Here is a 22062-nt window from a genome sequence, read left to right on the forward strand (position 1 = left end):
AAGCCGGCCGGGTCGTCCCAGCCGGCTTTTTCCGTGTCTGGGCCGGCATGCGCCGGCGCCACCCCGCTGGTGGCGCCAGCAGGCCGTCCCGGCCGAGGCACGATCAATCCATCAGCGGCCCCGATGGCCGCCCGCAAAGGAGTTACCCGTCATGGGTCAGTCTGTCGTCGTGCTCGGCGCCCAGTGGGGCGATGAAGGCAAAGGCAAGATCGTCGATCTGCTCACCGAGGAAATCGGTGCCGTCGTGCGTTTCCAGGGCGGCCACAATGCCGGCCACACCCTCGTCATCAACGGCAAGAAGACCGTGCTGCACCTGATCCCGTCGGGCATCCTGCGCGACGACGCGCTGTGCCTGATCGGCAACGGCGTGGTGATCTCGCCGGCCGCGCTGAAGAAGGAGATCGAGGAGCTGGAGAATTCCGGCGTCGAGGTGCGTTCGCGCCTGAAGATCTCGCCGGCCGCGCCGCTGATCATGCCGTACCACATTGCCCTGGACCAGGCGCGCGAAAAGGCCGCCGGCGGCAAGGCCATCGGCACCACCGGCCGCGGCATCGGCCCGGCGTACGAGGACAAGGTGGCGCGTCGCGGCATCCGCATCGCCGACCTGCACTATCCCAAGCAGCTGGAAGAGCTGCTGCGCACCGCGCTGGACTACCACAACTTCGTGCTGACCAAGTACCTGGGCACCGAGGCGGTCGATTTCCAGAAGACCTTCGACGAGGCGCTGGCCTTCGGCGAATACGTGCAGCCGATGAAGTCCGACGTGGCCGGCATCCTCCATGACCTGCGCAAGCAGGGCAAGCGCGTGCTGTTCGAAGGCGCGCAGGGCGCGCTGCTGGATATCGACCACGGCACCTACCCGTACGTGACCAGTTCCAACACCACCGTCGGCGGCGCGCTGGCCGGCACCGGCGTGGGCGCGCAGTCGATCGACTACGTGCTGGGCATCGCCAAGGCCTACGCCACGCGCGTGGGCGGCGGCCCGTTCCCGACCGAGCTGGACGACGAGATCGGCCAGGGCATCCGCGACCGCGGCGCCGAGTACGGCGCTTCGACCGGGCGCCCGCGCCGTTGCGGCTGGATGGACATCGTCGCGCTCAAGCAGGCCGTGCAGATCAACGGCATCAGCGGCCTGTGCATCACCAAGCTCGACGTGCTCGACGGCATGGAGAAGCTCAAGGTGTGCATCGCCTACGAATACCGCGGCAAGCGCACCGAGTACGCGCCGCTGGACGCGCAGGGCTGGGAAGAGTGCACCCCCGTGTACCTGGAATTCCCGGGCTGGAGCGAGAACACCCACGGCATCACCGAGTGGGACAAGCTGCCGCCGGCGGCCCGCGCCTACCTGCGCGCGCTGGAGGAACTGGCGGGCTGCCCGGTCTCCATCGTCAGCACCGGCCCGGACCGCGACCACACCATGGTGCTGCAGGATCCGTTCGCCTGATCCAGCCGCGCCGGCCGGATAACGAAAAGCCCCGCTCGCGCGGGGCTTTTTCGTTCATGCGTGCGCGCTGGCGGCGATCACATCGCCGTCGGGCGTATCCGCGCATCGGCGGCCTTCACCGCCGACAGCGCCGCCCACAGCGCGGCCAGGTTGATCACCAGTTGCAACTCGGCCGACTTGCTGTCGTCGCCGTTGCGCCACCGGCGCGCGTCCTCGCGGGCTTCGTCGGGCAGCATGGCCAGCAGGCTGGCATCGTCCATCGCACGCGCCGAGCGCTGCAAGCGCAGCGACAGGCGCACGGCGGCCACCACGCGCGCCAGCGTATGCAGGGTGGATGCCGCGGCGATCACCACCAGCACGGTGCGCAGCAGGTCCTCGTGGGCCCAGCCGGGCACCGCTTCCATGGCAGCGGCCAGGCCGAGCGCGAGGGTGCGCCACAGCGGCCAGGCGCGGCGGGCGCGCTGCGGCCAGTGCATCAGCAGGCCGCCGAAGGCGATGGCGCAGGCGGACAGGGCGATCGTGTCGTGCGAACTGAGCGCCATCCACGTGCTGGTGGTGGCCAGCAGCGCCAGCGCCAGCCACGGGGGCGGCAGCAGGCGGCGCAGGTAGTCCAGGCCAACGCCTTGCACGAGGCTGGTGAGGCTGCGTTCGCTGGGAGGAGCGGTCATCGGCGGCACGGCGGGTATTGGCTTGTGGGCATCTTGGCCGTGGCGGTGTCGTAGAAAGGTCGGACCTGAACGCGGCCGCCCAGGCGAGGCAGCGACCCAGAATCTTCCATCATCCGCACCGGGATTGCATCCGGATGACAGGCGACGGGATCGGGGGGGGCGGCCGGTGCCGGCGGGGCGGCCTGGGCGGGCGGTGCGTTCAGGCGGCGCGCGGGCGAGGCGCCGCCCAGGTGGCATGGTGCCGGGCCACGGTCCAGGTGCTCATGCCGGCGTGCACCAGCAGGGTATCGACGGCAATCTCGAACGCCGCCAGTTGGGCGGGCGTGAAGTTGCGCGTGAGGTCGTCGAAGATCAGGCCGAACGATTGCCACCACGCCTGCTCGTCGGCGCCGGCCGCGCGCGGGGAGAGGATGTGCTCGCGGATCAGCTCCACGGCCTGTCGGACTTCCTGGTCGGTCACGCCGCGCCGGAACAGGCGGGTTTCTACGGCATCCAATGGGGACAGCATGAAGGGTGTCGGTGGAGAACTGGGCGCGATGATGCGCGCCTGGGCGTCAAGGCCGCATGGAGGCCCGGCGCCGCGCGGTCGCCGGGTCCGCGCCCGCCGCCCGCCCAGCGCCAGCAAGCGGATCAGTCCAGGTCGTCCTCGTCCGGTTCGTCCTCGCCCTGCGCCCATTCGGCCTCGCCGGGCGCGTCCGGATCGACCGGCTCCAGCAAGGTGAACGTGTCGCGCGCCGGATCGCGGATGGCGCGCGAGACCGGGTAGCTTTCCAGCCGCACCGAGGCCGCGTGCCGTGGCAGGGCGCCCGGTTCGGTCAGCCCGCCCTCCAGCCAGGCCAGGGCGTGCGGCGGTTCGAGGAATACCGGCCCGTCCGGCGTCAGCGGCGGGGGAATATCGGGGTTGGGCGCGGTGAGCAGCGCGAAGCTGTCCAGCGCCGCGTCCTCGCTTGCCCAGTGTTCCCACAGCCCGGCGGCGAACAGCGCCAGCCCATCGCTGCGCTGGACGAAGCGCGGCCACGGTGGCTGCCGTTGCCGATCCCATTTGTAGTAACCGCTCATCGGCACCAGGCAGTGGCGTTCCTGCCAGGCCTTGGCGTAGATGCGGCTGCGCGGCGCCTTGCTTAGCCGCGCGGTGACCGTGGTGTAGGGCGTGTGCGGCTGCTTGGACCAACGCGGCACCAGGCCCCACGTCATCTCGGCCAGGACCAGTTCGCCCGCCACCTGGCGGATGACCACGGCCTGCTTGCCCTTGCCGATGTTGTAGCGGTCCGGCGCGGCGGCCAGGGCCCGCGCCAGCGCCGGTGGAAATCCCGCGGGAAGCGAATCCTCCTCGGCGATGGCTTGGGCGAAGCGACGCATGCCGGCAGGCTAGCCCGGCGCGCGTGAGCGGCCCGTCGGCCGCACCCTTACGCGTCAGTCCTGGATGTCCAGGATCGGCGCGAAGCCGCCGTAGATCATCCGCTTGCCGTCGAACGGCATCGGGTTGCTGGCCGGGTCCATGCGCGGGTCGTCCATCATCTTCTGCATGCCGGCATCGCGGGTGGCCTTGTCCGGCCATTCGATCCAGGAGAACACCACCGTCTCGTCCTCGCGCGCCTGCACCGCGCGGAAGAAATCGGTCTGCGTGCCGTGGGGTACGTCATTGCCCCAGCACTCCACCACGCGCAACGCGCCGAGCTCGATGAACAGCGCATCGCCCTGGCGCGCGTGCTCGAGGAATTTCTCGCGGTTGGCGGTAGGCACCGCGATCACGAAACCATCGATGTAGGACATGGGCCACCTCCGTGGCGACGCGGCGAAATGCGCGCCTTCCTCCCCACGACGAACCGCGACCGGCGCGATCGACATGCCGCCGCGCCCGTCCAGCCCCGTGGCCGCCTCAGCCGTCGTCGGCGCGGCCGCTCGCGTAGGCCAGCCCGCGGCGCAGCTGCGCCAGGAACTCGGGTTGGCCGTAGATGGCCTCGGTATGGCCCAGGCCGGTGTACCACGCGCGTCCGCCGGCATGGTCGTGGTGCCAGGCGATGGGGTGGTCCGCACCCATCCGCCCACCCGCGTACAGCCGCTCGTCGAGCGTGGCGACCACCTGCACCCGGCCGCGCGGGTTGCGGTCGTAGTTGTAGAACTCGTCGTGCACCGGCCAGGCCGGGCCGGTGGCCACGCCGTCGCGCTCGGGCTGCACGCGGCTGTGCTGCAGGCCGGGCGGGTGATCCTGGAAATAGGCGCCGACCAACGCGCCGTACCACGGCCAGTCGTAGCCGGTATCGGCGGCCGCATGCACGCCAACGAAGCCGCCGCCGCCGCGGATGAACGCCTCCATCGCGCGCTGCTGGGGTCCATCGAGCACGTTGCCGGTGGTGCTGGCGAAGACCACCACGCGATAGCGCGCCAGGTTGCGCGGCGTGAATGCCGTCGCGTCCTCGGTGGCATCGGCGGCCAGGCCCATCGATTCGGCCAGCTGCGACAGCGTGCGCACCGCCACGGGAATCGATTCGTGGCGAAAGCCCACCGTGCGGCTGAAGATCAAAACGCGGTCGGGCGGCGTGGCGGCGAAGGACATCACGGGCAGGCTCAGGGCGCAGAAGGCGAACAGGAGGGCGCGCAGGCGGTTCACGCGCCGATTCTGGCACCGATCACCGCCGCGCGGGGCAGGCAAAAAAAAGCCCCGGGCCGCGCGCAGGCGCGACCCGGGGCAAGGCCATCACGCGCTCGCCGTTACAGCGCGATGCGCAGGCCCAGGTTGACGCTGTTGTTGTCCACGCCATCGCCCTGTTCGGCGCTCACGCCGCCGTACAGGTAGGTCGAGGCGCTCAGCTTGAGCGTGCCGTCCAGCTGCGCACGCGCGAAACGACGGGTGTCGGCCGAATGCAGCAGCACCTGCTCGCCGCCCAGCGCGGTGAGCACGTCGGCCTGGCGCGCCTGGCCGTAGTTGATGCCCGCATCCACGCCCACGCGCCAGGTGAGGCGGTTGCGCAGCGGATCGGCATCCAGCGAGCCGACCGCCAGCCCGGCCTGCACGCGGCCGCCATCCTCGTCGTAGCGCGCCACGTCCAGGGCGGACAAGGTGTTGCCCTGTTCCTGGAAGCCATTGCGCTCGACCTGCTGCCAGCTCGCGCGCAGCGACGGCGTCCAGCGCACGCCCGCGGCCGCGAACGGCAGGCTGGCGCCGGCGCTGGCCTGGCGGGTGCTGCCCGAGGCGCGGCCACGCAGCACGCCGCTGCCCAGCGCGTCGGTGCGTTCGCTCTTCCAGTCATCGCTGCTGTAGGAGACCACGCCATCCACGATCACCGGGCCGAGGCGGCCGGCGGCGTAGACCATCAGCGCATCGCTGTCGAGCTGGTTGTCCAGCGTGCCGTCCAGTTCCGAGCGCGTGGTGGCCAGGCCCGCGCCCCACAGCAGGTGGTAGGAGCGGTAGACATCGACGCCGGCCGAGGCGCGGCGCTGGTCGCCGGACAGGCGGCCGGCGTAGCGGTCGGCATCCACGTCCAGGTTGCTCGTGCCCAGGTTGGCCCACAGGCGCTGTTCGACCGGCACCTCGGCCGAGGACAGCAGCGCGCTGTCGCCCAGGCGCGCGGCCACGTCCTGCGCCAGTGCGTGGGCACCGGCCTGCGCCAGCGCGGCCAGCTTGGCCTGGTTCTCGCCGGTCAGCGTGGCGAGCGTGGCCGGCAGGGCCTGCGCGTCCCGCGCCCACACTTCGCGCAGCAGGTCCTTCTGGTCCTGGTCGGCGGTGCCGCTGTCGTTGGTCTGCACCAGCGCGTCGAGCGCGTCGGCGGTGGCCAGCACGTTGCCGCTGGCGTCGCCGAGCTGCTCGCGGTACGAGGTCGGCGAGACGTACAGGTCGATGTCGTAGCCGGTGATGTAGTAGACCTGGAAGCGGGTGCCCGCGGCCAGGCCGCTGGTCGGCTGCAGCACGTTGGCGAAGGTGCCGGTGACGCCGCCCTGGCCGCTGACGATGCGGAACATGTCGCCCACCTTCGGGGTGAAGGTGTTGCTGGCATCGCCGGTGATGCCGCGCAGCACCGGTGCCAGCGTGCCGTTGGCCACGAACACCGCATCGCTGCCGGTGAGCAGCACGCGCGAGTAGTTGCCCGCGCCGGTGCCCGTGCCGTAGCCGTCGATATCCACCTGCAGCGTGCCGTTGGCGGTCATGTTGATCGAGCCGCTCACCGTCAGCGTGCCCGGCGAATTGCCCGCCGCCAGCGTGCCGTCGACGTTGACGTTGCCGGCCACGTTGCCGATGCCGCGCAGCGTGCCGTCGTGTTCCACCTGCACGCGGCTGGTGAGGTTGCCGTTGACGCTGAGGATGCCTTCGTTGACGCAGGTGCCGTTGGCCATCACGGCCGAACCGGTGAGCGCCAGCCGGCCCGTGCCGGACTTGATGAAGCAGCCGCTGGCCTGCGAGCCGTCGAGGTTGCCCGACAGCACGGTGGTGGTGCCCGCATCGACATCGAACGTGCTGGCGCCGGTGACGGTCAGCGGCTGCGCGAGGATCGCGTTGACCGAGGACTGCAGCGTGGCGCCGTTGAGTTCCACCGCGCCGCTGCCCAGCGCACCCGCGTGGCCCAGCACGACCGTGCCGCCGTTGATCGCGGTGCCGCCGCTGTAGGCATTGGCGCTGCCCAGCACCAGCGTGCCGTTGCCGCTCTTCACCAGCTGGCCGGCGCCGTCGACCACGCCGGCGAGCGTGAGCGTGCTGCCGGCGGCGGTGTCCAGCGTACCGTGGCCGTCGAGCGACACCGCGCGCGCGCTGGTCACGTCCGCGGTGGTGGCCAGCGTGCCGCCGTGGAAGGCCAGCGTGTTGGCCGCATCGCCCAGGTTGGCGTCGTCGGAGATCTGCAGCGTGCCGCCGTTGAGCGTGGTGCCGCCGGTATAGGTGTTGTGGCCGGACAGCACCAGCGTGCCCTCGTTGACGGTGGTGCCGCCGCCGTGGCTCAAGGTGCCGCTCAGGTCCAGATTGCCTTCGCCGTTCTTGATCAGACCGCCGGTGCCGGAGACATCGCCGCTGCTGCTGAAGGTGGTGCCCGGCTGGGTGAGGAACATGCCGTCGCCGGCCAGCTGCACGTCGCGGCTGCTGTCCACGTCGCCGGTGCTGACCAGCACGCCGCCGTCGAAGGTCAGCGTGCCCTCGGCCGCGCCGAGGTTGTCGTCGCTGGAGATCTGCAGCACGGCCTGCTGGATCAGCGTGCCGCCGGTGTAGGTGTTGTGGCCGGAGAGCACCTGCGTGCCGCCGGTCAGCGCCACGCCGCCGTTGCCGGCGATGGTGCCGGAAAAGTCGCCCTGGCTGTCGGTGAGGTTCAGGCCGTTGTGGCCGAGCTGGACCGAGCCGGTCCCCGACAACGACTTGAGGCTGACATCGTCGCTGGCGTCGGTGATGTCCAGGCCGCCGTTGACCTGCGTCTGGCTGGATTGGGCGATCGACCCGCTGCCGGAGAGCTTCAGCGTGGCGCCTTCGTCCACCGTGGTGGTGCCGGTGTAGCCGTTGGTGGCGGCCAGCGTGATGGTGCCGCCGGTGCCGGTGTTGGTGATGGTCAGCGAGCCCGGCACGCCGGTGGTGGTGTCGTCGATGGCGCCGGTGAAGGTCGCATCGTGGCCGGCGGCGTCGATCCAGCCGTTCTTGTCGTCGATGTAGAAGTGCTGCGTCACGGTGGTGTCGTCGTTGGACACCACCAGCGTGCCGCCCTCGAAGGAGGCTTCGGTCTGGCTGCCGAGGTCGTCGGTGTTCTTGCTGTCGTCGATCACCACCGGGCCGCTGGGCGTGGTGGGGGCGCCGCTGCCCGGGTTCGGCGCGACCGGCGCGAACGGCACGCCCTTGTCGTAGGTCAGGCCCGGCGCCTGGTCGATGAACAGGATCGGGCTGTAGGCCGTGTCGCCCAGGTTGAAGGTCAGGAAGCCCAGGCGATAGGTGCCGGCGACGCTGACCTGGTAAGTGGCGATCTGCCAGCCGGTGGAGCCGTAGCTGCCGGTGGAATAGCTGCCGGTGCCGGTGTTGGTCGCGCCCAGCAGCGCGTACTGCGCGTTCTGGTTGTTGACCGTGCCGAAGATGCTGTTGTCGCCCAGGTTGACCAGCGAGGTCACCGAGGCGTCGTTGAAGGGCTCGTAGTCGGTGGAGACGTACTGCCAGGCCATCGTGAAGTAGTCGCCCGCGTCCAGGGTCAGGTCCTGGTACAGCCAGGCCGCCGTGGTCGGCGTGCCGGCGATGGTCGCGGCGATCTGCGACTGGCTGGCGGACGTCAGGCCGAGCGCGGTGGCGGCGTCGGTGAATTCCACCGAGTTCGGATTGGCCTGCAGCGAGGCCATGTAGCTCTGGTAAGGCGTCACCGTCCACACGTGCGGGCCGTTGGCCGCGCCGAAGTTCTGCAGCCCGGTGGTGACCGCCGCGCCGACGCCGCTGTTGGCGTTGTAGTTGGTGGGCAGTTGGGTGCCGCTGCTCGAGGCGGTCCAGCCTTCCAGGGTGCCGGTCTCGAAGCCGATGTTGTCGATGTCCACCGCGGCCATCGCGCAGGGAGAGGCCAAGGCCAGCAGGGTCAGCATGGCCAGCCGGTTCAGTCGCGGCGCGCCCGCGGGCTTGATCCGGGAGGTGGTGCCGCCTTCGTGGCAGCCCAGTTCGGAAGTGACGATCCACTGCTGGACGGCCTTGCTCCATACAACGCGAAAAATCCTGTTCATCCGATCTCAATCCCCAGCAATAAAAGTAGTGAAGCGCTTGGCGCGCATCACAGATCGGCGAACTGGTGGATTACTTGAGATGAAATCTGCGATACGCGTCTTTTTTTGTGTGGGTAAAATCGTGGTAGGCGTGGGGAACCACCCGACTTGAGTCTCAGGCGTAGATGTGCTGCTCTGTGCATCGCATCACTGCGCGTATCACGAGGGATCAACGCGAAAACGCGGACGGGCGGGGGCTTCGCCACCCGCCCGTCCAACGCGAAGACGCTCGCTCAGCGCGCCGACATCGAGTACGGATGCTGCGCCGGATCCGTGGCCCAGGTGGTGTCGGGCTGGGCCTGCATGCGGAAGCGCAACTCGCCGCCGGCGAGGATTTCCTCGTGGCTGATCCACGCGCGCGGCAATGGCCGGCCGTTGAGCGTGGCCGCGCCGATGTACGGATGCGTGGCGTCCAGCCCTTCGGCGATCACGGTGAAGCGGCGCCCATTGGGCAGGTTGAGCGTGGCACGCGGCAGGAACGGCCGGCCGATCACGTACTGGTTGCTGCCTGGCGCCACCGGATAGAAGCCCAAGGCGGTGAACACGTACCAGGCCGACATCTGGCCGAGGTCGTCGTTGCCGGCCAGGCCATCGGGACGCGCGGCGTACTGGCTGTCCATGATCTGCTTCAGCCGCGCCTGCGTGCGCCACGGCTGGCCGGCGTAGGCATACAGGTAAGCCACATGGTGGCTAGGTTCGTTGCCGTGCGCGTACCAGCCGATCAGCCCGGTGATGTCTTCCATGTGCTCGAACACCTTCGGGTCGACCTTGGCCTCGAACACATCGTTCAGCCGCTTGAGCAGCGCGTCGCTGCCGCCATGCGCGGCGGCCAGCCCGGCCACGTCCTGCGGCACGTACCAGGAGTACTGCCAGGCGTTGCCTTCGGTGTAGTCGGTGCCGTAGCCGCTGGCGGAAGGATCGAACGGCTCGCGGAAGCTGCCGTCGCGCTTGCGCGCGCGCATGAAACCGCTGGACGGGTCGAACGCATGCTTCCAGTTGCCGGCGCGCTGTTCGAATTCGGCGGCCACCTCGGCGCGGCCCATCTTCTGCGCCACGCGGTAGATGGTCCAGTCGTCGAAGGCGTATTCCAGCGTCTTGGAGGCCGCTTCGCCTTCCTCGTCGATCGGCACGTAGCCGAGCTGCCGGTATGCGGCGATGCCGTCGTAGGGGCCGTAGTTGGCGCTGGCGACCATGGCCTGCAAGGCCTCGTCGGCATCGAAACCGCCGATGCCCTTCATGTAGGCGTCGGCGATCACCGGCACGGCGTGGTAGCCGATCATGCACCACGTCTCCAGGCCATGGAACGCCCACACCGGCAGGATGCCGTAGGCGCTTTCGCGGCGCGAGGCGAGCAGCGAGTTCACCACGTCGGACGTGCGCTGCGGCGGCTGCACCAGCGTCAGCAGCGGGTGCAGGGCGCGGTAGGTGTCCCACAGCGAGAAGGTGGAGTAGTTCGTCCAGCCGTTCGCCTTGTGCACCGCGTTGTCCGGGCCGCGGTAGCGGCCATCGCTGTCCATGAACAGCGTCGGGCCGAGCAGGGTGTGGTACAGCGCAGTGTAGAAGCGCGTGCGCGCGTCCGCGCTGCCCTGCGCGTCGATCGCCGATAGCGCCTGGGTCCACTGTTGGCGTGCGTCCGCGCGCACCTTGTCGAAATCGAAGCCCGGCACCTCGGCATCGAGGTTGGCGATGGCGCCTTCCTCGCTCACCGGCGAGATCGCCACCTTCACCACCAACGGTGCGCTGCCGCCCTCGCCGAAGTCCAGCACGCCGACCAGCTGCCGGCCTTCGATCTGCGCGCGCTGGCGCGGATCGTCCGCGCCCGGCGGCGGGAAGCCCTTGTAGAGCACGTTCTCTTCGGTGTCGTGCAGCGCACTGCCGGCCAGCGGGCGCGAGAAGCGCATGGCGAAGTACAGCTGTCGGCCCGGCGCCCAGCCGCGCGTCTCGCGGAATCCGGTCACCGTGCCATCGGCGCGCACGCGCAGCCGCGACCACAGCACCTTGCCGGGGTAGTCGTACATGCTGGTGCGCAGGTCCACCAGTACATGCGCCGGCTTGCCTTTCGGGAAGGTGTAACGGTGCACGCCCACGCGCGGGCTGGCGGTGAGCTCGGCGCGTACGCCGTAGTCGTCCAGGGTGACCGCGTAGTAGCCCGGCTGCGCCTGTTCGGTCTGGTGGCGGAAGCGCGAGGTGTAGCCGCTGCCGGGCCGGGTGACGTCGCCGCGTTCGAGCCTGGGCTCGCCGCTGATCGGCATCAGCAGCACGTCGCCGAGATCGGAATGGCCCGAGCCGGAAAAGTGGGTGTGCGAGAAGCCGACGATGGTCTGGTCGTCGTAGCGGTAGCCCGCGGCCCAGGGGTAGCCTTCCTTGCGCGACTTGATCTGCGTGTCGGGGCTGAGCTGGATCATCCCGAACGGCACGGTGGCGCCGGGATAGGTGTGGCCTTCGCCGCCGGTGCCGATGAAAGGATCGACCGCCGCATAGGCGGCTTCGCCCGGCGTGGTGGCCAGGGCGGTGTGGGCGACCAGCAGCAGGGCGGCCAGCCAGGGCGCGCGGCGTGGCGCGGGGTTGTCGAGCATGTGGGTTCCTCCTCCCGGAGCGGCGACGGTAGCACGCGCCCTGCGCCGCGGGATGGGACGAACGTCAGGGGTTTATATCGATCCAAGTCCTTCGTGGCGGCGTGGATGCGCTGGGCCGTACAGCTTGCTGAAATGCCCGCGGGCGTGGCTGTCGCACAATGGGCGACGGCCGCGCCGCACGCTGCGGCCATGTCCCCTGGAGTGTTCCGCATGTCCCGTCGCACCGGCAGTGCCGATCTTCCCCTGCATGGCGGCCGCGTGCCGGCCTGGCTGGGGCAGCGCATGACCCGGCTGGGGGCGGTGCTGTGCGAGGCCATCGTCCATCACTACGGGCGCGACGAACTGCTGCGCCGGCTGGCGCATCCGTTCTGGTTCCAGTCCTTCGGCGCGGTGATGGGCATGGATTGGCATTCCTCCGGCATCACCACCAGCGTGATCGGCGCGCTCAAGCGTGGACTGGCGCCGTTGTCCGGCGAACTGGGTTTGCATGTCTGCGGCGGCCGCGGCCGGCATTCGCGCGCCACGCCCGACGAATTGCTCGCCGTGGCCGCGCGCACCGGCCTGGACGGCGCGGCGCTGGCGCGCGCCAGCCGCCTGGTGGCCAAGGTGGACAGCGCCGCGGTGCAGGACGGCTTCGACCTCTACCTGCATGGTTTCATCGTCAGCGACGAAGGCCAGTGGGTCGTGGTGCAGCAGGGAATGAACGGCGCGCGGCGGCAGGCACGGCGCTACCACTGGCTGTCCGACGGGCTGCGCAGCTTCGTCGATGCGCCGCACGCGGCGATCGAGGGCCCCGGGCAGGGCCGCATCGTCAACCTGGCCGACCACCGGGCCGCGGCCTCGCGCGATGCCCAGGTCGAACTGCTGCACACGCTCGGGCCGGACGCGATCGCGCGCGAGTTCGCGCGCATCGACGGGCGCAGCGGCGTGCCCGCCCCTGCGGCGGCGGGCGCCACCGGCGACCTGTTCGCCGCCACGCTTGCACCGCACCTCTCCATGCCCGACCACCACGACGTGCGCGCCGAGGATATCGTCGTGCGCCGCCTGCACGGCGCGCTGGCCGCGGCGGCGGAAAACGGCCCGCAAGATTTCACCGCGTTGCTGCAGGTGCCCGGTGTCGGTGCGCGCACGGTGCGCTCGCTGGCGATGGTGGCCGAAGTGCTGCACGGCACGCCGTGCCGCTTCAGCGACCCGGCGCGCTTCTCGCTCGCCCATGGCGGCAAGGACCGGCATCCGTTCCCGGTGCCCACGCGCGTGCTCGACCACACCATCGGAGTGCTCAAGCACGCGATGCAGCAAGCCAAGCTCGGCAACGAGGAACGCCTGCAGGCGATTGCCCGGCTCGATGCGCAGGCGCGCCGGCTCGAGGCCACGGCGAGCGGGCCGACGGTGGAGGCCTATATCGCGCAGGAGCGCGCCGATTCGCATCGCTACGGCGGGCGCAGCGTGTTCGGCTGGGAGCCGGCGCCGGCACGGACCCCGGGCAAGGGCGCGGAGGCGGATGCCGCGTAGGCGGTCGCCGGGTTCGTCGCGCCGCGCTGCGCGCGGGGTTCTGGGGCTGCCCGTGCGCGGGAGGATAAGATGCGGGATCGGGATCGGGCATCGTGCCGAATCCCCCTCGAAGCAAGGAAACTTCATGTGTGCAAGGAAAAGGCGGATGGCGCTGGCAATGGTGGCCATCGGCGTGGCGGGCGCGGCAGCGGCATCGGACGAGGCGGCGAAGCTGGTAGTGCATCCAGGCGGCGAGCACTGCGCCACGCAGGAACTGGCGGCGCTGGGCCAGGCCAGCCTGTGCGTCAAGGGCGGCAGCTTCAGCCATGACGTGTATACGCTGAAGATCGCGCGCGAGGTGGTGCTGAGCGGGATCGACGACGACACCACCCGGGGGCTGGAAACCGATTCGGAGGGCCGCCACCTGCGCCTGGTCTGTGCGCCGCGGCTGGAACCGAACGACACCATGAAGGGTGTCGTGAAGCGGATGCTGCTCACGCAAGGAAAATCGGAAGAAGAAGCCGAGACGCTCGCGCAGCGCATGGGCGTGGTGGAGGCCGGGCGCGTCTGCACGCTGGCGGCCGACGGCACCGCGGTATGGCAGGTGGAGGTGGTGTTCCCGTGACGCGTCGGCGTCGTCACGGCGTTACGCGGGGCGCGGGGAAGAGCGCCCCGCATGGGCCGAGTGGCCTGCATCGCGGCAGGTAAGCTGCATCCATGCTCAGAACCTGCCTCGTCTGGCTGCTCGCCCTTCTCGCCGCCAGCGTGACCCCGGCCTTGTTGTTCGCGCTGATGCTGTTCGATGGACGCATCGGCGCGAACCACGCCACGTGGGCCGGCTTCCTGGCCGCCTGCGTCGTCGCGCTGCTGCATGTGCTGGTGCTGGGCGTACCGGTGACCTGGCAGCTGCGCCGCCGCCAGCGATTCGGCCCATGGCGCATGCTGTTGGCCGGCGCGGTGGCGGGGCTGGCCACCTGCGGGCTGTTCCTGCTCGTGCAGACGCCCAACCGCGAGGCGCTCGCCGGCCTGCTCAACCCGGCGATCGCGATGATCGTGCTCGGGGCCGGTGGGCTGGGCGCGGTATCCGCCCTCACGCTGTGGGCGGTCCTGCGCCTGCTGCGCGCCTAGCGCGCTTCCAGTTCGGCGATGCGTTCGCGCAGCCGCGCGTTCTCCTGCTCCAGTTCCGCCACGCGCCCGCGCAACGATTGCAGCGTGTCCTCCGGCGAGGTTTCATGCTCGCACTCCACACGCGGCTTGCGCCGCGATTGGCGCGCGCGCTTGGCCGCCTCGCGCAGCTCGTCGTGACCGGCCTGCGCGGCGGCCTGTTGTTCCTCCATCGGCAGCGTCGCCACGACGGCGGCGGCGTTGATCGACAACGCGCCGCTGCGCACCGCCTCCACCACTTCCGGCGCGGCCTGGCGCTGGATCTTCTCGATCATGCCCAGCTGGCTGTGGCTCACCCGCGCCACGCGGGCCAGTTCCTGGCGGCTGGGCGGCGCGGCCACGGCCGGTACCGGCGTGTCATGCGCGGTCTGCTCGGGCCACGGCGCGGTATCGTCCTCGGGGGCTTCGGGTGCCGCCACGGCCGCCTCGGCGGGCGCCACCTCGGCCACGGCGCGCTCGCGCCGCGCAGCGAGGATTTCGCGCTTGCGCAGCGCCAGCACGCCGCGCTGGAAATCGGACACGCTGCGTCGGCCCAGGTGCTGGTCGATCATCCACAGGTGCACGTCCTCCATGCTCTGGAAGCGCTCGTTCTGCATGGTGCGGAAGGGCAGGCCGTGCGTCCGGCAGATGCCGTAGCGGTTGTGGCCGTCCACCAGTACGTTGCCCCACAGCACCAGCGCGTCGCGGCAGCCTTCGGCCAGCAGGCTTTGCTCCAGCGCCGCATGCTCGTCCGGCGTGAGCGGATCGATGTAGGCCTTGAGCGAGGGGTCGACGACGATTTCGGTATCCATGCGGGGCCATGCGAACGCGGGGCGCGCATTGTAGGCAGCGCGCCGCGCATCGTCGCGGCTTGACAGCGCGGCCGTGCCGGCGCGTGGGCGCGCGGTGAACAAGGCCGCGTGCGCCCATGCCGCCGGTTAACGCCGCGCCATCGACGCTGGGCGCCTCTTCCCTGGAGCCTTCGCGATGAAGCATGCCGCCCTCGATTTCGACGACGAGTTCAAGGTGCTTTTCGACGTGCGCCAGGTGCAGGCGGCCACGATGTCCATCGCCCCGGGCGAGAAGGAAGGCGGCCCGGAAAACCGCCACCGGGGCGCGGACCAGTGGTTGTACGTGGTGGCCGGGCAGGGCGTGGCTACGGTAGGCAACGTGCAGCAGGCATTGGCGCCGGGCGACCTGCTGGTGATCGAGCAGGGTGAGCGCCACGAGATCCGCAACAACGGCGGTACGCCGCTGCAGGCGCTCACCTGGTACCACCCGCCGGCGTACACGCAATCGGGCGAACGGTTGCCCGCCGGCGAGCGTTGAAGTCAACGCGCGGTGTAGGGCGTGCGCGGCGATTGCACCGGTTGTTTACCTGCGCGCTGCTACACCGCACCGGTCACACACACCGGAGGCATTCCCATGCCGGAGAAAAAGACCCGCCAGGCGGCGGCCAAGGACAAGCGCGAAGGCAAGTCGGCCAGCACCCAGGCCGGCGAATACGTGCACGAGGAGATCGAGCACATCAAGCACGGCAAGCACGGCGCCAAGAACACCCAGCAGGCGATCGCCATTGGGCTGTCCAAGGCGCGCCGCGATGGCGTGAAGGCCAAGCCGGGCAAGACCGCTTCCAAGGCGACGAAGAAGAAGGCCGCGCAGGACACCGCCGCGTCGAAGAAGGCGAAGAAGGCGCCCTCCAGGACGCGCTCGGCCGGCGCCAAGAAAGCCTTGAAGACCGCCAGCAAGAAGACCACGGCCAAGAAGGTAGTGGGCAAGAAGGCGTTGTCGACGCAGGCCAAGAAGGCGGCGAGCAAGCGCACCGCGACCAGCCGGTCGGCGGCGGCGAAGAAGGCCGCGCGCACCAAGGGCCCGACCGCGCGCAAGACCGCGGCCAAGAAGGCGGCCCGCACGCGGGCGAAGAAGTCGGCCTGAGTCGGGCGCAGCGGCCCGTGCCGCGGGGGACGGGCCGCTGCCAACCGGGTGAGCGGTGCCGTTCGGTTGCCTGAATCGCGTCGTCTCGCCCCCTGCGACGGAAAGGTGTACAAATGTACACCTATGAAGAATCCCCGTTCCCCGCGGGCCCCGCACGGCCCTTCCGCATTCGCGTCGCCGCGCCCATGGACGAATTGAGCCCCCGCCGCGCCGCGGTGCTGGCCTTCGTGCGCGAGCGCGCGCGCAGCGGGCAGCCGCCCAGCCTGGCCGAGATCGCCGCCGAGTTCGGCTTCGCCTCGCGCAATGCCGCCCAGAAGCACGTGCAGGCGCTGGCCGAGGCCGGGCTGATCGAGTTGCGCGGCGGCGGGCTGGCCCGCGGCATCCGCTTGCCCGAAGCCCCGCGCGACGCCCCGCTGATGCTGCCGGTCCTCGGCCGCGTGGCTGCCGGTGTGCCGATCGGCGCCGATATCGGCATCGAGCGCGCGCTGTGGCTGGACCGCGCGCTGTTCTCCCTGCGCCCGGATTACCTGCTGCAGGTACAGGGCGATTCGATGATCGACGACGGCATCCTCGACGGCGACCTGGTCGGCGTGCACCGCAGCAGCGAGGCGCGCGATGGTCAGATCGTGGTGGCACGGCTGGATGGGGAAATCACCATCAAGCGGCTCGAACGCGGGCGCAAGCAACTGCGCCTGCTGCCGCGCAATCCGGCCTATGCGCCGATCGTGGTGCCGGCCGATGCCGACTTCGCGATCGAAGGCCTGTACTGCGGCCTGCTGCGGCAGGGCTGAGGATGGGCGAAGTCCTGGCCCTGGGCGAGATGCTGGCCGCACGCACCGTGTGGCGGGCGGGGCAGGGCGTGGCCACGCGCCGCGACGGCGAGCCCAGCGGCCATGCCGCGCTCGACGCCGCGCTGCCCGATGGCGGCTGGCCGCGGCGCGCGTTGACCGAACTGCTGCTCCCTTCCGATGGCGTGGGCGAAATCGCGCTGTTGCTGCCCACGCTGGCCCGGCTCACGGCTGCCGGCGAGCGCGTGGTGTTGGTCGCGCCGCCGTACCTGCCGTATGCGCCGGCCTGGCAGGCCGGCGGCATCGACCTGGGCTGGCTCGAGGTGATCGAGGCCGAGCCGAAGCAGGCGCTGTGGGCGTTCGAGCAATGCCTGCGCAGCGGCGCGTGCGCGGCCGTGCTCGGCTGGCCGCAGACGGCCGATGCGCGTGCGCTGCGCCGACTGCAGGTGGCCGCCGACAGTGGCGATTGCTGCGCCTTCGCGCTGCGCGACCGCCGCCATGCGGTGAACGCCTCGCCGGCCGCGCTGCGCCTGGAATACCTGCCCAGCGAACATGCCTGGCAGGTGCGCAAGTGCCGCGGCGGCCAGGTGCCCGCGCAACCGCTGCGACTGGCGCATTGAGGCGCGCGCATGCTCTGGGCCTGCATTCTGCTGCCGCAATTGGCGCTGGACGCCGTCCTGCGCCGTCTGCCCGATCCTGAAACCCCGCTCGCGCTGGTCGAAGGGCCGGCGCAGCTGCGCAGCCTGCATTCGGTCAACGACAACGCCGCGGCCGCCGGGCTGCGCACCGGCATGCGCCTGGCGGCCGCGCACGCCTTGCTGGCCGGTGTGCGCACCGTCGCGCACGAGCCACAGGCCGAAGCGCGCTGGCAGCGTTTCCTGGCGGCCTGGGCCTATCGCCACAGCTCGCTGGTGAGCGCGCAGTGGCCGCATGCCATCGTGCTGGAGGCGCAGGCCAGCTTCCGCCTGTTCGGGCCGTGGCCGCGCTTCGCGCAGCGGCTGCGCGACGAACTGCAGACGCTGGGTTTCCGCCATCGCATCGCCCTGGCCCCCACGCCACGCGCCGCGCGCGTGCTGGCCGGCTTGCGCGATGGCCTGGCGGTGCGCAGGCCCGAGGCATTGCACAGCCTGCTCGATGGCGTGCCCGTGCGCCGCGCCGCGCTCCCCGGCGAGGCCGGCGAGCGCCTGCAACGCATGGGCCTGGAACACCTGGGCCAGTTGCGCGCCTTGCCGCGCGACAGCCTGCGCCGGCGCTTTGGCCTGGACCTGCTCGACCACCTCGACCGCCTCTACGGCGACGCCGATGATCCGTTGCAGTGCTACGCGCCACCGGACCATTTCGATTCGCGCATCGAGATGGGCTACGAGGTCGAAACCCACACCGCACTGCTGTTCCCGCTGCGCCGCCTGCTGGGCGACCTGTGCACGTACCTGTCCATCCGCGATGGCGGCGTGCAGCGCTTCGTGCTGCGGCTGGAGCACGAGGAGGGACATACCGACGTGGAGGTCGGGCTGCTGGCCGCCGAACGCGAGCCGGGCATGCTGTTCGAGCTCTCGCGCAACCGCTTGGAACGGGTAGCGCTGGAGAAACCGGTGGTGGCGCTGCGCCTGCTCGCGCGCGAACTGCCGCCGTTCGTGCCGGCCGCGCGCGACCTGTTCGATCCGCGCCCGCAGCAGGCGCTGGACTGGCCGCAACTGCGCGAGCGCCTGCGCGCGCGGCTGGGCGATGAATCGGTGTATCGCCTGGCGCCGGCCGACGACCCGCGCCCGGAGCGCGCCTGGCGCCGCGTACTCGGCGAGGACGATGCGCGGCCGGCGCAGGCGCCGCCGCGCCCGCCGCGCCCGGCCTGGCTGCTGCCGCAGCCGATCCCGCTGCGCGATGCGCGCCTGCGCGTGCTGTCCGGCCCCGAACGCCTGGAAAGCGGCTGGTGGGACGGCCAGGACGCCCGCCGCGACTACTACGTGGTGGAAACCGCGCGCGGCCAGCGCGGCTGGGCCTATGTCGCGCCGGGTGCGCGCGAGGGCTGGATGCTGCACGGGTGGTTCGCATGAGCCGGGACGACTTTCCCGATGGCGTGGACCGCGACACCCCGGGCGGCCGCCCGCCGCGCGCCTGGACGGTGGATGCGCGCCTGCGCGCGGCCGCCAACGACGAGGTCATGCCCGAGCGCGATGCGCACCTGCCGGCGTATGCCGAGCTGCACTGCGTATCGGATTTCTCGTTCCTGCGTGGCGCCTCCTCGGCCGAGGCGCTGTTCGCTCGCGCGCGCGAGTGCGGCTACGAAGCGCTCGCCATCACCGACGAATGCTCGCTGGCCGGCATCGTGCGCGGCTGGGAGGCGGCGCGCGCCACCGGCCTGCCGCTGGTGGTCGGCAGCGAGATCGCGCTGGAAGACGGCCCGCGCATGGTGTTGCTGGTGGAAGACGCGCGCGGCTACGCGCAGCTGTGCGAACTGATCACCCGGGCGCGGCGCGCGGCGACCAAGGGCCGCTACCGGCTGACCCGCGCCGACATGGCCCAGGTACTGGCCGGCACGCAGCCCGGGCTGTTCGCGCTGTGGTTGCCGGCGGCCGAGCCCGATCCCGCGCAGGGCCAGTGGCTGCGCGGCCTGTTCGAGGCGCGCACCTACCTGGCCGTGGAACTGCATCGCGAGCGCGACGATGCCGCGCGCCTGGCGCAGCTGCTGGCGCTGGCGCGCCAGCTGGACCTGGTGCCGGTGGCGTGCGGCGACGTGCACATGGCGCAGCGCCGCGAGCGCATCGTGCAGGACACCCTCACCGCGATCCGCCACAACCTGCCGCTGGCCGAGTGCGGCGCGCACCTGTTCCGCAACGGCGAGCGCCACCTGCGCAGCCGCCGCGCGCTGGGCAACATCCATCCGCCGGCGCTGCTGCAGGCGGCGGTCGAACTGGCGCGGCGCTGCACCGGCTTCGACCTCAAGCGCGACCTGGAATATCGCTATCCGGCCGAACTGGTGCCGGCCGGGCATACCCCGGCCAGCTACCTGCGCCAACTCACCGAGGCCGGCATGCGCACGCGCTGGCCCAAGGGCGTGCCGGACAAGGTGGCGGCCGATATCGAGCAGGAGCTGGCGCTGATCGCGGAGCTGGAGTACGAGGCGTTCTTCCTCACCGTGCACGACATCGTGCGCTTCGCCAGATCGCGCGACATCCTCTGCCAGGGGCGCGGCTCCTCGGCCAACTCGGCGGTGTGCTATGCACTGGGTATCACCGCGGTGAACCCGGCCGAGAACCGCCTGCTGATCTCGCGCTTCCTGTCCAAGGCGCGCGACGAGCCGCCGGACATCGACGTGGACTTCGAACACGAACGCCGCGAGGAAGTGCTGCAGTACGTCTACAACAAGTACGGCCGCGAGCGCGCGGCGCTGGCCGCCACGGTGATCAGCTATCGCGGCAAGAGCGCGGTGCGCGACGTGGCCAAGGCGTTCGGCTTGCCGCCGGACCAGATCGCGCTGCTGGCCGATTGCTACGGCTGGGGCAACGGCGATACGCCGATGCAGCAGCGCCTGGAGGAAGCCGGTTTCGACCTCGACAATCCGCTGATCGCCCGCGTGCTGGCGGTTACCGAGATGCTGCGCGACCATCCGCGCCACCTGTCCCAGCATGTGGGCGGCTTCGTCATCTCCGATGCGCCGCTGTCCACCGTGGTGCCGGTGGAAAACGCGGCGATGGCCGATCGCACCATCATCCAGTGGGACAAGGACGACCTGGAAACGCTGGGCCTGCTGAAGGTCGATTGCCTCGCGCTGGGCATGCTCACCTGCATCCGCAAGGCGCTGGACCTGGTGCGCCGGCATCGCGGACGCGCGTTCGACCTGGCTTCCATTCCCAACGAGGATGCCGCCACCTACGACATGATCTGCCTGGCCGATACGGTCGGCGTGTTCCAGATCGAATCGCGCGCGCAGATGGCGATGCTGCCGCGCCTGCAGCCGCGCAAGTTCTACGACCTGGTGATCGAGGTGGCGATCGTGCGCCCGGGCCCGATCCAGGGCGACATGGTGCATCCCTACCTGCGGCGGCGGCAGGGCAAGGAGATGATCAGCTATCCCTCGCCGGGCGTGCAGGACATCCTCGGCCCCACGCTGGGCGTGCCGCTGTTCCAGGAGCAGGTGATGGAGCTGGTGATCCATGCCGGCTATTCGCCCGACGAAGCCGATGGCCTGCGCCGCTCGATGGCGGCCTGGCGTCGTGGCGGGGACATGGAGCCGCATCGCGTGCGCATTCGCGAGCTGATGGAGAAGAAAGGCTATCCCGGCCACTTCATCGACCAGATCTTCGAGCAGATCAAGGGCTTCGGTTCCTATGGTTTCCCGCAGAGCCACGCCGCTTCGTTCGCCAAGCTGGTCTACATCAGCTGCTGGCTGAAGCGGCACGAGCCGGCCGCGTTCGCCTGCGGCCTGCTCAACGCGCAGCCGATGGGCTTCTATTCGCCGAGCCAGATCGTGCAGGACGCACGCCGTGGGCGCGCGGCGCGCGAGGCGGTGGAAGTGCTGCCGGTGGACGTGGCGCACAGCGATTGGGACCAGACCCTGGACGGCGGCACGCCCTGGCAGGACGAGGCGCGGCCGGGCACGCAGCCGGCGATCCGCCTGGGCCTGCGCCAGGTGCGCGGCTTGTCCGAGCGGGTGGCGCAGGCGATCGTGGCCGCGCGCGCGCAGCGCCCGTTCGCCGACATCGCTGACCTGTGCCTGCGCGCCGGGCTCGACGCCAAGGCGCGTGAGGCGCTCGCCGAAGCCGGGGCGCTGGCCTCGTTGAGCGGCCATCGCCACCAGGCGCGCTGGGCGGTGGCCGGCGTGGAGCGGCGGCGGCCACTGCTGCCCGGCAGCCCGGAGGAAACGCAGATCGCGCTGCCGGCACCGCGGCAGGGCGAGGACATCCTGGCCGATTACCGCGCCATCGGCCTGAGCCTGGGCGCGCACCCGATGGCGCTGCTGCGCGCGCAGATGCGCCAGCGCCGCATCCTCGGCCTGCAGGAGCTGCACGGCCGGCGCCACGGCAGCGGCGTGCACGTGGCGGGGCTGGTCACGCAGCGCCAGCGGCCCGGCACCGCCAAGGGCACGATCTTCGTCACGCTGGAGGACGAACACGGCATGATCAATGTCGTGGTGTGGTCGCACCTGGCGCAGCGGCGGCGGCGCGCGCTGCTGGAATCACGCCTGCTGGCGGTGCGCGGGCGCTGGGAGCAGGTCGATGGCGTCACCCACGTGATCGCCGGCGACCTGCACGACCTGAGCCACCTACTGGGCGAGTTGCCGGTGGCCTCGCGGGATTTCCATTGAACGGCCGCCGGCC

The 22062-nt window shown here is 70.7% G+C and carries 18 protein-coding genes; 10 read left to right on the forward strand and 8 right to left on the reverse strand.

Annotation, left to right across the window (positions count from 1 at the left end; genetic code table 11):
- Positions 1 to 151: 151 nt before the first annotated feature.
- The gene (locus P6166_RS05990) at positions 152 to 1444 is read left to right on the forward strand and encodes an adenylosuccinate synthase (protein ID WP_277763573.1); all 1293 of its coding nucleotides are present in this window, start codon (positions 152 to 154) and stop codon (positions 1442 to 1444) included.
- 77 nt (positions 1445 to 1521) lie between these two features.
- On the opposite strand, the gene P6166_RS05995 is transcribed toward P6166_RS05990, so the two are convergent.
- From P6166_RS05995 to P6166_RS06025, 7 genes are all read right to left on the reverse strand, one after another.
- Positions 1522 to 2112: a hypothetical protein gene (locus tag P6166_RS05995; RefSeq protein WP_277763574.1), complete on the reverse strand. Its 591-nt coding sequence runs from the start codon at positions 2110 to 2112 to the stop codon at positions 1522 to 1524.
- A gap of 199 nt (positions 2113 to 2311) precedes the next feature.
- Positions 2312 to 2620, reverse strand: coding sequence for a hypothetical protein (locus tag P6166_RS06000; RefSeq protein WP_277763575.1), 309 nt, complete (start codon positions 2618 to 2620; stop codon positions 2312 to 2314).
- Between the two features lie 122 nt (positions 2621 to 2742).
- Complete coding sequence (locus P6166_RS06005) at positions 2743 to 3471, reverse strand: SOS response-associated peptidase family protein (RefSeq protein WP_277763576.1); 729 nt, start codon at positions 3469 to 3471, stop codon at positions 2743 to 2745.
- 54 nt (positions 3472 to 3525) lie between these two features.
- On the reverse strand, positions 3526 to 3885 hold the full coding sequence (locus P6166_RS06010; protein WP_277763577.1) for a DUF1428 domain-containing protein: 360 nt from the start codon (positions 3883 to 3885) through the stop codon (positions 3526 to 3528).
- A gap of 106 nt (positions 3886 to 3991) precedes the next feature.
- Positions 3992 to 4723 (reverse strand): ThuA domain-containing protein, encoded by a 732-nt coding sequence (locus P6166_RS06015; protein WP_277763578.1) that lies wholly within the window; start codon positions 4721 to 4723, stop codon positions 3992 to 3994.
- Between the two features lie 101 nt (positions 4724 to 4824).
- Positions 4825 to 8775: an autotransporter-associated beta strand repeat-containing protein gene (locus tag P6166_RS06020; RefSeq protein WP_277763579.1), complete on the reverse strand. Its 3951-nt coding sequence runs from the start codon at positions 8773 to 8775 to the stop codon at positions 4825 to 4827.
- A 272-nt stretch (positions 8776 to 9047) separates the two neighbouring features.
- Positions 9048 to 11390 carry a GH92 family glycosyl hydrolase gene (locus tag P6166_RS06025; RefSeq protein WP_277763580.1) on the reverse strand — a complete coding sequence of 781 codons (2343 nt, stop codon included), beginning with the start codon at positions 11388 to 11390 and terminating at the stop codon, positions 9048 to 9050.
- A 210-nt stretch (positions 11391 to 11600) separates the two neighbouring features.
- Here P6166_RS06025 and P6166_RS06030 point away from each other — a divergent pair, with 210 nt between their 5' ends.
- From P6166_RS06030 to P6166_RS06040, 3 genes are all read left to right on the forward strand, one after another.
- Positions 11601 to 12902, forward strand: a complete 1302-nt coding sequence (locus P6166_RS06030) for a DUF763 domain-containing protein (RefSeq protein ID WP_277763581.1) — start codon at positions 11601 to 11603, stop codon at positions 12900 to 12902.
- 145 nt (positions 12903 to 13047) lie between these two features.
- Positions 13048 to 13506 (forward strand): hypothetical protein, encoded by a 459-nt coding sequence (locus P6166_RS06035; RefSeq protein WP_277763582.1) that lies wholly within the window; start codon positions 13048 to 13050, stop codon positions 13504 to 13506.
- A gap of 92 nt (positions 13507 to 13598) precedes the next feature.
- A complete protein-coding gene (locus P6166_RS06040; protein WP_277763583.1) occupies positions 13599 to 14009 on the forward strand; it encodes a hypothetical protein in 411 nt (136 codons plus the stop codon).
- On the opposite strand, the gene P6166_RS06045 is transcribed toward P6166_RS06040, so the two are convergent.
- Entirely contained in the window at positions 14006 to 14836 is an 831-nt protein-coding gene (locus tag P6166_RS06045; RefSeq protein WP_277763584.1) for a plasmid replication/partition related protein, read from the reverse strand. The two genes, P6166_RS06040 and P6166_RS06045, sit on opposite strands and share 4 nt — an antisense overlap.
- Positions 14837 to 15011: 175 nt before the next feature.
- On the opposite strand from P6166_RS06045, the gene P6166_RS06050 reads away from it, so the two are divergent.
- The 6 genes from P6166_RS06050 (at position 15012) to P6166_RS06075 (ending at position 22049) form a co-directional block, all read left to right on the forward strand.
- Complete coding sequence (locus P6166_RS06050) at positions 15012 to 15353, forward strand: cupin domain-containing protein (protein ID WP_277763585.1); 342 nt, start codon at positions 15012 to 15014, stop codon at positions 15351 to 15353.
- Positions 15354 to 15449: 96 nt separating this feature from the next.
- Positions 15450 to 15959, forward strand: coding sequence for a DNA-binding protein (locus tag P6166_RS06055; RefSeq protein ID WP_277763586.1), 510 nt, complete (start codon positions 15450 to 15452; stop codon positions 15957 to 15959).
- A 185-nt stretch (positions 15960 to 16144) separates the two neighbouring features.
- Positions 16145 to 16750, forward strand: coding sequence for a transcriptional repressor LexA (lexA, locus tag P6166_RS06060; RefSeq protein ID WP_277763587.1), 606 nt, complete (start codon positions 16145 to 16147; stop codon positions 16748 to 16750).
- A gap of 2 nt (positions 16751 to 16752) precedes the next feature.
- The gene (gene imuA / locus P6166_RS06065; RefSeq protein ID WP_277763588.1) at positions 16753 to 17367 is read left to right on the forward strand and encodes a translesion DNA synthesis-associated protein ImuA; all 615 of its coding nucleotides are present in this window, start codon (positions 16753 to 16755) and stop codon (positions 17365 to 17367) included.
- 9 nt (positions 17368 to 17376) lie between these two features.
- Positions 17377 to 18798: a DNA polymerase Y family protein gene (locus tag P6166_RS06070; RefSeq protein WP_277763589.1), complete on the forward strand. Its 1422-nt coding sequence runs from the start codon at positions 17377 to 17379 to the stop codon at positions 18796 to 18798.
- The gene (locus P6166_RS06075) at positions 18795 to 22049 is read left to right on the forward strand and encodes an error-prone DNA polymerase (RefSeq protein WP_277763590.1); all 3255 of its coding nucleotides are present in this window, start codon (positions 18795 to 18797) and stop codon (positions 22047 to 22049) included. Before P6166_RS06070 ends, P6166_RS06075 begins: the two co-directional genes overlap by 4 nt.
- Positions 22050 to 22062 lie beyond the last annotated feature (13 nt).

This window comes from Stenotrophomonas sp. HITSZ_GD, from assembly GCF_029543105.1.
GTDB lineage: Bacteria > Pseudomonadota > Gammaproteobacteria > Xanthomonadales > Xanthomonadaceae > Stenotrophomonas_A.